Source organism: Pseudoalteromonas sp. SG45-2 (assembly GCF_014164115.1).
GTDB classification, from domain to species: domain Bacteria; phylum Pseudomonadota; class Gammaproteobacteria; order Enterobacterales; family Alteromonadaceae; genus Pseudoalteromonas; species Pseudoalteromonas distincta.
The window spans coordinates 83,012-95,551 of sequence record NZ_JACJEO010000004.1 but is presented as its reverse complement, the minus strand read 5'-3'; the positions used below and the strand labels follow the sequence as shown (position 1 = coordinate 95,551).

The following is a 12,540-nucleotide window of genomic DNA, read 5'->3' as shown; positions in this document are numbered from 1 at the left end:
ATGATTAACTGGATAGTTTCTTTTGCGGTTAAGCGCCGCATGATGGTGCTTGCGCTCACACTTTTATTTGCTGGGTTTGGCGTATACAACACACAAAATTTAGCCGTTGATGCCGTACCCGATATAACTAACGTGCAAGTTCAAATAAATACCAAAGCGCCGGGCTTTACCCCGCTTGAAGCCGAGCAGCGCATTACATATTTGATTGAAACTGCAATGGCGGGTATTCCTAAGCTTGATTACACCCGCTCAATTTCGCGTTATGGGCTTTCGCAAGTTACCGTTATTTTTAATGAAGGGACCGATATTTACTGGGCGCGCCAGCAAATATCAGAGCGCATACAAAGTATTCGATCAGACTTGCCAGCCAATATTGAACCAAACTTAGGGCCAATTGCCAGCGGGCTAGGGGAGATTTTTACTTATTCTGTGCATGCAAATAACGGTGCATTAAAAGATGATGGTACGCCATTTAATGCAGAAGATTTACGTACCCTGCAAGATTGGGTTATTCGCCCGCAGTTATTAAAAGTAAAAGGCGTTACCGAAATAAACAGCCAAGGAGGCTTTGAGCGCCAATATCAAGTAGCGCCCATGCCAGAAAAACTACTCGCTTATAAGCTCACGCTAAGCGATGTAATTACTGCACTTAAATTAAATAACAGCAACCAAGGCGCAGGGTTTATAGAACGCTTTGATGGGCAATATTTAGTGCGCTCGCCAGGGCAATTAAAAACCATAGATGATATAGCTAACACGGTTGTTGCTAAGCGCGATGATGCACCAGTACGGATTAAAGATGTAGCAAATGTGCGTTTAGGTAAAGAGCTTAGAACCGGCGCTGCTACTTATAACGGTAAAGAAACCGTGCTCGGCACCGCCATGATGCTAATTGGCGAAAACAGTCGCGTAGTGGCAAAAGCCATGGCTGATAAACTCAAAGACGTACAGCTAAGCTTGCCTGAAGGTGTTGTGGTAGAAGCAGTTTATGACCGCACAACCCTTGTTGATAAAACCATAGCAACCGTAAAAACCAACCTGTTCGAAGGCGCGGTGCTAGTGATTGTTATTTTGCTGCTGTTATTAGGTAATGTAACTGGTGCGCTTATTACGGCAATGGTTATTCCGCTTAGTATGTTATTTGCCGTTACCGGCATGGTAGGTAATCGCGTATCGGGTAATCTAATGAGTTTAGGCGCAATCGACTTTGGTTTAATAGTTGATGGCGCTGTAATTGTGGTTGAAAACTGTTTAAGGCAACTTGGCCTTGCGCAGCATAAACATGGCCGGCTACTTACATTAAATGAGCGTTTAAGTGTTGTAACCGCCGCTACTAAAGAAGTATTTAGCCCAGCGGTGTTTGGCATTTTAATTATTATGCTGGTGTATTTGCCGCTGTTTGCGCTTAGTGGTGTAGAGGGCAAAATGTTTCAGCCAATGGCATTTACGGTTGTAGCCGCACTAGTTGGCGCACTTATTTTTGCTGTTACCTTTGTACCTGCCGCTATTGCGGTATGTGTACGTGGCAAGGTGAGCGAGAGCGAAAATGCGGTTATGCGCGGTATAAAAAGAGGCTACAAACCACTACTTGGTTTATCGCTTAAGTTGCCATGGGTAATGTTAAGCATTGCTGCTGTGCTTGTAATTGCACTTGGCTTTAAAGTTAAAAATATGGGCGCTGAATTTTTACCGCAGCTTGATGAAGGCGATATAGCCATGCACGCACTGCGCATTACCGGCACCGGTATTGAACAATCGGTAAAAATGCAAAAAGAGCTAGAGCAAGCCATTTTAGACATACCTGAAGTTGAAAAAGTATTTTCAAAAATTGGCACTCCAGATGTAGCAAACGATCCTATGCCACCTAACGTTGCCGATACCTTTTTAATGTTAAAGCCGCGTGAACAATGGCCTGATCCCGCTTTAAGTAAAGAAGAGCTGGTTAAGCAAATTCGCCATTTAGTAAATGAAGTACCAGGTAATAATTATGAGTTTACGCAACCTATAGAAATGCGCTTTAACGAGTTAATAGCTGGTGTGCGCGCCGATGTTGCAGTGCGTATTTATGGCGATGACTTATCAACATTAAAACAGTACGGCGAAAAAGCCACAGCCTTGGTGCAAAACATAACAGGTGCAACCGATGTACGCCTTGAACAAATGGAAGGTTTGCCAACGCTTTCTGTTACGCCGCTTCGCGATCATATGGCGCTACTAGGTTTAACCGTAACCGATATACAGCAAAGTGTGAGCGCTGCGGTAGGCGGTGTACAAACCGGGCTTATTTATGAAGGCGATAAACGCTTTTCGTTATTAGTGCGTTTGGATGAACGCTGGTCAAACGATGTATCACAGCTTGCACGTTTGCCGGTGGCAGTGCCAAAAAGTGCTAACCCAGACCTTGCATTTGTACCGCTTGGCGAAGTGGCGACAATTAGCATTGAAAAAGGGCCTAATCAAATAAACCGTGAAAGCGGCAAACGTAACGTAGTGGTAACTACAAATGTAGAGGGGCGCGATTTAGCAAGCTTTGTAAGTGATGCGCAGGCGGCTTTAAATTCAGATCTTAATTTACCAAGTGGTTATTGGATTGAATATGGCGGCACGTTTGAGCAATTAGAATCAGCAAGTAAGCGTTTATCGCTGGTGGTGCCGGTTACTTTACTGCTTATATTTGGCTTACTGTATAGCGCCTTTGGATCGCTTCGTGATTCGTTAATTATATTTAGCGGCGTACCACTTGCGCTTACCGGTGGTGTGCTTGCGTTATTGCTGCGCGACATGCCGTTATCAATATCGGCAGGCGTTGGATTTATCGCACTAAGTGGCGTAGCTGTATTAAACGGTGTGGTTATGCTGTCGTTTATTAAACAATTAAGAGCCGATGGACTTAGTTTAATTGATGCGATACAAACCGGTGCACTTTCGCGCTTGCGTCCAGTATTAATGACCGCTTTAGTGGCAAGCTTAGGGTTTATTCCTATGGCGCTAAACACCGGCACAGGCGCTGAGCTACAAAGACCACTGGCTACGGTTGTAGTTGGCGGTATTATTTCATCAACTCTACTTACGCTATTAATATTGCCTGCACTTTATAAATTAGTGCATTCTAAATTTACTAAAAAAGCAGAAGCTGAATTAGCTTAAGTATTAGCTATTAATAATGTAATCAAAAAAGCAGCTGTACTTACAGCTGCTTTTTTATTTGGGTAATTATTTAGCAAAAATACTACATTAATTATATTGAAACAGATTATCCCAACGCTCATCAAGAATAGCTTTTGCATGGTCTAAACTTAGCGCGCTATACACTTCATTACCTTCTATTTCGTTACTACACGTTACTAAACGCATACGTACCAGCTTTTCAAGTGCGTCGCTAATTTCAAAATCAAGATTGCACTGGTATTTGCTTTTAAACCAATGCTCTATTTGTTCATCAAGTGTTTGTGCGGTTAAGCCGCTTTCTGATTTGAGTAAAAAAGTATACGCAAGCAGGGCTTCTTTTATGTCTTCTTCTTCGGCAGCATCAATAAGCGTGTGAAAAACACCCGCGTTGTTATCGAGGTTTTTAAAGTAGAGATTATCGCTAAGCGCTTTCATAAATTTAATTTTACGGTTTTTAAACTTACTCCATTCTTTAAAAATAAAGCTGCCAAATACTCCCATGCCAATAGCAAAGGTAATAAAATGTTGTTGGGTCATTTCTACAGCTTCACTTCTAAAGCCACCCCAAAAAGCAAACAGAGCAAGCAATAATACAATTGATGCACCAAGTTTGGTAATAAGTACCACTGCACCGCCAACTAAAGCCGATGAGCCAATAATTGCTTTATCGATAGGGCGCATACGTACTTCACTATTAGGAAATAGCATTTCGAGATCGGCCTTTGGCACATTTTGAAACAGCTTAACTATGGTCGAACTTGGCTCAAACCCTAAAGGCGTTTTATTTTTAGCTTTAAAATAAGCGCTATCTTTAAAGCGAATAAACACAGCAACACGGTCGTAATTAGTAAAGTGCAGCGGCTTTTTACGAAGGCCCCAAAAGCTGGTAATCGTTTCAGTGAGTTGCGACTCGCCACGGCGATAAAATACCACTTCTTCAAAGTCGTCAAATTCAACTTCAAGGCGCACCTTAAATAGTGACTCTTCATTTAATGCATCTTGTAAGTCTTCATTGGTGATCACTTCAAAATTAGCGGCATTTAAAACCTTAGCAAAATCTTTTGCAAACTCACGTTGGCATTGTGCTTTTTGCTCAGCAGAGACTAGAGTAAGTATGCGGGTATCACTATTAGGGTTAAATGGCGCGTAGTTATTTTTAAGTGTTTCAAGTACCGTGTGGTAGTCGTAATGAATAAGGCTAACTAATAAATCACAAAACTGTTTAAACGATGTCTGTTGTGTGCTGCTATTAAGCTCTTCGCTACATATATCAACAATATCTTGCTTTCTGAACGGAATAAAACGCGAGTTTTGCATATTTTTTTGACTGCTTTCATACATATTAAATTTAAAGATCGTTATTATTATACTTTGTTAACTAATTGAGCTCGATCTATTTAATTTAAATGTTAGTAGTACAAGTAAAAAATTATAAAGTATGTTTTATTTTGAATTAAAGTAAGCTTTTAGTTTTGTTTTTTTGTTAGTGATAAAGAATTACTTATTCTTGTTTGTTAATTATGTAATACTGGTTATATATAAATATATAGCAATAACTATGTTAAATTAATGTAATTTAAAATTGTTTTTTTGTAATGCTTTATCATGTATTATAAGACAAATAAATTGTCGTTTAATTTAACCTAATTTTGTAAATTGCCTAGGATCTATTTTGGAAAATATAAATCAAGCTGTTGTAATTGTTGAACTACTAAATAATATTTGGATCGTTATGGAAAATGGTGACTGGGTTAAAGTTGACTCAGTTCCAGAAGAATTACGAGACCTACCAATATTAAATAGTAGCGCTATTGAACTTGAAGGTAACGAACTTATATTTCCTGAGAGCGATCAAAATTTTATCGTTCCAAAAGATATTATAGCACAGCTTGTTACAGATTTAGGGCAAAATGCTTCGTTTGAACAACTCAGTGTTGACAATAATGCTACTCAAACTAGCCGAGTTGATGGAAGCCAAGCAGCAATGGTGCTTCAATTAATTTCGCGTCAAGCGCAGGAATTAGTACCTGTTTCTGGTTATGAAACCACACCAGATGCAACGGCTAAAGAAGAAGATCCAAATTTTATTGAGTTTACGCGAGATCCTGTATTTAACGTGGGCCGTTTAGGCGGTGACGGTATATATATAAATAAATATGATGCTGTTGCTTTAGAGTTTTCAGGCACTGTTGAAAATGTTGCCGATGGTACGTTGATTCAAATTATATTGAGCGACCAAGACGGTAATGAAATAACAATAACAACCGAAGTTCAAAATGGTTTCTGGTCTGTAGAAAATATTGATATTACAGGACTCAATGACGGTGAAGTAACCGCAAGGGTTTCTTTAGTCGGCGGCAGTGAAGATGACTCAGCTAGCGAAACAAAAATTAAAGACACGCAAGCAAGTATATTTATTGATTTTGAAGATGGTTTAAATACAAATACTCCATTAGAAATTGCTGGTGAAGTTATAGATGTTCAAGATGGACAGTTAGTAACCGTTGATATAATTGATTCTGAAGGGAATGTAGTTGCAACCTATGAAGCAACAGTAGTTAATGGTCAATGGAGTATTGGTCCTGAGCCATTTATAGATTTAGCAGATGGTAGCTTTACTTTACTAGTCAGCACTATAGATGAAGCTGGAAATGATACTCAAATTCAAAAAACTTTCTTAAAAGATACCACCGCGATTATTACTATTGAAGTAAACGAAACTGAAGATGGCGTAATAAGTGGTTCAGAAAATTTAGTTAATATAACTGGTACTGTCGTAGGTATTGAAGACGGTCAAACAGTATCAGTTATTCTAAAAGATTCAGAGGGTAATGAAGTTATTGTTGAAGCTGTCGTAATCGATGGTCAATATCAATTAGATGTTGATATTTCGACTTTAAATGATGGTGAAATTAGCGCAACGGCCGAAGCTCAAGATTTACTTGGTAATGCCGCAACAACTACGCAAGTGATTACTCAAGATGCAACGGCTGCGATTACGGTTGAAATAGATAAAACCGAAGATGGTGTAATAAATAGCGAAGAAGATACAAACGTTACTATTAAAGGTACCGTCAGTGGTATTGAAGATGGCCAAACAGTCACTGTTGTTTTAAGTGATGGTGTAAATCCTCCAATCACAGTAACAGCGATTGTTGTTAATGGTGCTTATGAACTAACGGGTGTTGATATTTCATCATTAAATGATGGAACAATATCAGCCACTGCAACAGCACAAGATTCTGCTGGAAACCCAGCAAATGCCTCCGATGAAACTCAATACGACAGCTCGGTTGCTGCTAACTTAATAGCGCAAGATATAGACGGTATTATTAATAGTGCGGAACAAAATAATGTAACTCTAAGCGGCTCTGTTTCAGGTATTGAACCAGGACAGTTAGTTACTGTTACATTTACAGATAGTAACAATGGACAAGTAGTTGTTACTACACAAGTTGATGAAAATGGTAACTGGCAAATTAGCGGCGATATTGAGTCACTTCTTGATGGTGAAATTTCAGCTGAAATTAGTATTTTTGATGCAGCAGGAAACGAAGCAACGCAAAGTGTTAATTTTTCAAAAGATACACAAAGTACTCTTACCCTAGAAATTGATAAAACTGAAGATGGCATTATTAATGGTAGTTCTGAAAATACTGAATTATCACTAAGCGGTATTGTAAATGGTGTTGAAGATGGTCAAGAAGTTACTATTATCTTTACAGATTCAGCAGGCAATAAAGTAGAAGTTACAACTATCGTTGAAAATGGTAGTTATGAATTATCTGATGTTGATATATCAGCATTGGTAGACGGTGATATATCAGCGACTGCAAGTGTTGTTGATTCAGCCGGAAATATTTCGCAAGCTACAGATTCTTTTGAGCAAGATAATACAGCAATTATTACTGCCAGCATTGATAAAACCGACGACGGTGTTATTAACGGTAACGGCGAAAGTGCCGCAATTGTTGTTCGCGGTACCGTTACCGACGTTGAAGACGGTCAAACAGTTACCGTTACAATTAGTGATGGTGTTAACCCGCCAGTTGAAGTACAAGCAATTGTTCAAAATGGCGAATATGTAACAGATTCTATTGATGCAAGCGCATTAAATAACGGCACACTCACAGCTACCGCCAGCGTGTCCGATGTGGCAGGCAACCCAATTTCTGCACAAGATTCAGTTGAATTAGATAACACCGCTGCCATTACCACCAGTATTGATAAAACCGACGACGGTGTTATTAACGGCAATGGAGAAAGCGCCGCAATTATAGTGCGCGGTACGGTTAGCGACGTTGAAAACGGTCAAACGGTTACCGTTACAATTAGTGATGGTGTTAACCCGCCAGTTGAAGTACAAGCAACCGTTCAAAACGGTGAATATGTAACAGATCCTATTGATGCAAGCGCATTGAACGACGGCACATTAACCGCCACTGCAACGGCGTCTGATTTAGCAGGTAACCCTGTTAGCGCTGAGGATTCAGTGGAGCTAGATAATACCACTGCAATAACCGCCAGTATTGATAAAACAGCCGATTCAGTAATTAACGGTAACGGTGAAAGCGACGCTATCATTGTGCGCGGTACGGTTACTGACGTTGAAGACGGTCAAACGGTTACAGTAAGCATTAGCGATGGTGTTAACCCAGCAGTAACCACAACGGTAATAGTGACCAACGGCGAATACGTAACCGATCCGATTGATGCAAGCAACCTTAACGATGGCACATTAACCGCGACCGCAACAGCGTCTGATTTAGCTGGCAACCCGGTAACAGCGCAAGATTCAGTAGAGCTTGATAACACCGCTGCAATAACCACAAACATTGATAAAACAGCCGACGGTGTTATTAACGGCAATGGTGAAAGCGACGCTATCGTTGTGCGCGGTACAGTTACGGATATTGAAGATGGTCAAACGGTTACCGTTACAATCAGTGATGGTGTTAACCCGCCAGTTGAAATACAAGCAACCGTTCAAAACGGTGAATATGTAACAGATCCAATTGATGCTAGTGCATTGAACGACGGCACATTAACCGCTACAGCTAGCGTATCTGATAAAGCAGGCAACCCGGTAACAGCGCAAGATTCAGTTGAATTAGATAACACCGCTGCCATCACCACCAGTATTGATAAAACAGCCGACTCAGTTATTAACGGTAACGGCGAAAGTGAAGCTATTGTTGTGCGCGGTACAGTTACCGATATTGAAGATGGTCAAACGGTTACGGTAAGCATTAGCGATGGTGTTAACCCGCCAGTTGAAGTACAAGCAATTGTTAATAACGGCGAATATGTCACAGATCCAATTGATGCTAGCAATCTAAACGACGGCACATTAACCGCTACAGCTAGCGTATCTGATAAAGCAGGCAACCCGGTAACAGCGCAAGATTCAGTCGAGCTCGATAATACAACTTCACTTTCTATTAATATTGATAAAACCGAAGATGGTGTCATTAATGGAAATGGTGAAAGTGCCGCAATAGTGGTGAGTGGTTTAGTTGACGACGTTGAAGATGGGCAAGTTGTTACCATAACAATCAGTGATGGTGTTAACGATCCTATAGAAGTTTTTGCAACTGTTACAAATGGCGAATATGTTACAACATCTATTGATGCAAGCGCACTTAATGACGGCACACTTACTGCTACAGCAAATGTGTCAGATAAGGCCGGTAACCCGCTAAGCGCACAAGATACTGTAGAGCTTGATAACACCGCAGCTATTACAACAAGTATTGATAAAACAGCCGACGGTGTTATTAACGGCAACGGCGAAAGTGAAGCAATCGTTGTGCGCGGTACAGTTACCGATATTGAAGATGGCCAAACGGTTACGGTAAGCATTAGCGATGGCGTTAACCCACCAGTTGAAGTACAAGCAACCGTTCAAAACGGTGAATACGTGACCGATCCGATTGATGCAAGCAACCTTAATGATGGCACATTAACCGCTACTGCGACTGCATCTGATAAAGCAGGCAACTCGGTAACAGCACAAGATTCAGTCGAGCTTGATAACACGGCTGCCATCACCACCAGTATTGATAAAACAGCCGATTCAGTAATTAACGGTAACGGCGAAAGCGCGGCAATTATTGTACGCGGTACGGTTACCGACGTTGAAGATGGCCAAACGGTTACGGTAAGCATTAGCGATGGCGTTAACCCAGCTGTAACTACAACTGCAACAGTGACCAACGGCGAATACGTGACCGATCCGATTGATGCAAGCAATCTTAACGATGGCACATTAACCGCTACAACTAGCGTATCTGATAAAGCAGGCAACCCTGTAACAGCGCAAGATTCAGTTGAATTAGACAAGCTAGCAGAAATTGATATTGCACTGCCTGATGACGATCAAGTAATTAATAGCTTAGAGCAAGCGAGTGCTGTGTTAACGGGTAATACTGTAGATGTAGAGCAAGGGCGAGAAGTTACATTAACGCTTACCGACAGCAATAGTGTGTCTAAAGTAATAACTGCTATCGTTAGCGATAATGGCACATGGAAAGTTACTACTGATCAAATTGCTGACTTAGCCGAAGGTCAAATTAACGCAGTTGTAGCAGTCACAGATTCAGCTGGGAACTCTGCAAATTCAGAGCTTACTTTTACAAAAGACACGCTAAGCAGCGTAACTTTAAATATTGCACAAACAGACGACGGTGTTATTAACGGCAGTAACGAAAACTCGCAAATAACCATAACCGGCGCAGTTGAAAACATAGAAAATGGTCAATCAATTACAGTAACCGTATCTGACGGTGAAAACCCAGACATTGAATTAATAGGCACTGTTACTAACGGTCAATACAGTTTTGAAAATGTAGATATATTGGGCTTAAATAACGGCACAATTACAGCCACTGCCATTGTTTTAGACTTAGCGGGTAATACAGCCACAGCAAACGACACTGTTTTATTAGATCAGCTAGCCAGTGTAACTGTAGATATAAACGATACAGGCGATAATGTAATTAATGGCAACTCAGAAAATACAGTTGTTAGCATTACAGGTGATGTAACTAACATTGAAAACGGTCAAACAGTCTCAGTAGTTGTGAGTGATGGCACAAATACTGAAACATTTACTGCTGAAGTAATTAACGGCGCTTATACAATTACAGATGCTGATGTATCAGCTTTAAATGATGGTACATTAACCGCAACAGCTACTGTAACCGATGTAGCAGGTAATACCGCTACAAGTAGTAACGACACTGCCGAGCACGATAAGCTAGCCAGTACCACAATAGAAGTCGCTGAAAACGATGATGTAGTGAATGCAGTCGAGCAAAGCAATGTAATTATAAGCGGTACAGTTACCGATGTTGAAGCTACACGAGAAGTAACCGTTACATTTAGTGACGGCACCAACTCAGTTACTGCAAAAGTTGATGTAGATAGCGATGGCAACTGGCAAATAAACCCAAGTGACATAAGTACACTTACCGATGGCGAAATTGCAGTAAGCGTAAGCGTATTTGATAACGCAGGCAACGAAGCTGTAAACAACACTACATTTAATAAAGATACACAAGCAACTACATCGTTAGAACTTGCCGATAATGTAATTAATGCAGCAGAAGACGAAGCCGTAGCACTTAGCGGAAAAGTAGATGACGTAGAGTCAACCAACAATGTAACGGTTACCTTTACCGATCAAAACGGTAAAACAGAGACAATTGAAAACATTGTTTTAGACAGTGATGGTAATTGGTCTGTTACCGCTGCAAATATTAGCGAACTAGCCGATGGTGAAGTAATCGCAAGTGTCAGCGTATTTGATAACGCAGGTAACGAAGCGGTTAATAGTGCAGAATTTATAAAAGACACCCAAGCAACTACCACCATAGAGCTTGCAGATACGCTTATTAATGCAGCCGAAGATGAAGCCGTAGCACTCAGCGGAAAAGTAGATGACGTAGAGTCAACCAACAATATAACGGTTACCTTTACCGATCAAAACGGTAAAACAGAAACAATTAAAAACATTGTTTTAGACAGTGATGGTAATTGGTCTGTTACCGCTGCAAATATTAGCGAATTAGCCGATGGCGACATTACAGCAAGTGTAAGCGTGTTTGATAACGCAGGTAACGAAGCAGTAAATAGCACAACATTAGTTAAAGATACCCAAGCCACAATTAACGTAAATGTAGGTGATGACGCATTTATTAATGAACAAGAGCAAGCAACAGCAAAAATTGGTGGCACAATTAGTGATGTAGAGTCAGGACAAGAAGTTGATATTGTACTAAAAGACAATAACGGTGATGAGTTGTTTACCGCTACAACCACCGTAGATGCGCAGGGTAACTGGGAGCTTAATAGCTCTATTTTACGGGTTTTATCAGATGGCGATTACACAGTAGATGTAAGCACGCAAGATATAGCGGGTAATCCAGCAACAAGCACCCTCAACTTTACAAAAGACACCCAAGCCAGTACAACGCTAGTGCTTGAATACTCAGTAATAAACGCAGCAGAAGAAGAAGCGGTAAGTGTAAGCGGTAAAGTTGATGACGTAGAATCAACAAACAGCATTACCGTAACCTTTACAGATAAAGACGATAAAAAAGTAACCGTTGATAATGTAACCATAAATGCCGATGGCACATGGGAAGTAAGTGACGAAGATATAAGCTCACTTGCAGATGGCGACGTAACAGTAAGTGTTAGCGTATTTGATAACGCCGGCAATGAAGCGGTAAATACCGAAACACTAACTAAAGACACCAACGCCAATGTAACCGTTGAAATACAAGATACAGCCGATAACGTTATTAACGGCAATGGCGAAAACACAAATGTAACCATAAACGGCACCGCATTAGGTGTTGAAGATGGCCAAACGGTTACCGTAGTAGTTAGTGATGGCACAAATACTAAAACTTTCAGTGCACTAGTTACTGATGAAGCGTACACAATCACAGGCGCAGATGTATCAGACCTAAACGACGGCGAATTAACCGCCACAGCCACAGTAAGTGATGTAGCAGGTAATACAGCAACCGATACAGATACAGCCACTCACGATAAAACCGCTGTAACCAGCATTGATGTTGCAACAGGTGATGACGCTGTTATTAATACTGCAGAGCAAAGTAATGTAGTTGTAAGCGGTATAATAGAAGAGGCTGATGCTAACCAAACAGCCACTGTGGTATTTACCGATGTGAACGGAGATAAAGTCACGGTTGAAGACGTCGCGATTAATGCAGCCGGTGAGTGGGCAATAAATGCCACTAATATTTCAGGCCTTGCTGATGGTGAAATTACAGCAAGTGTTAGCGCACTAGATGTTGAAGGTAATTTAGCCACAAACGAAACCAGCTTTACCAAAGACAC

3 protein-coding genes are annotated in these 12,540 nt (G+C 40.8%); 2 read left to right on the top strand and 1 reads right to left on the bottom strand.

Annotated features, from left to right (window positions below; genetic code table 11):
- Positions 1–3,147 carry an efflux RND transporter permease subunit gene (locus tag H5116_RS03630; protein ID WP_182715581.1) on the top strand — a complete coding sequence of 1,049 codons (3,147 nt, stop codon included), beginning with the start codon at positions 1–3 and terminating at the stop codon, positions 3,145–3,147.
- A gap of 87 nt (positions 3,148–3,234) precedes the next feature.
- On the opposite strand, the gene H5116_RS03625 is transcribed toward H5116_RS03630, so the two are convergent.
- The gene (locus H5116_RS03625; protein WP_182715580.1) at positions 3,235–4,485 is read right to left on the bottom strand and encodes a TMEM143 family protein; all 1,251 of its coding nucleotides are present in this window, start codon (positions 4,483–4,485) and stop codon (positions 3,235–3,237) included.
- A 355-nt stretch (positions 4,486–4,840) separates the two neighbouring features.
- Here H5116_RS03625 and H5116_RS03620 point away from each other — a divergent pair.
- The coding region (locus tag H5116_RS03620; protein WP_182715579.1) for an Ig-like domain-containing protein at positions 4,841–12,540 on the top strand (7,700 nt) is incomplete at its 3' end.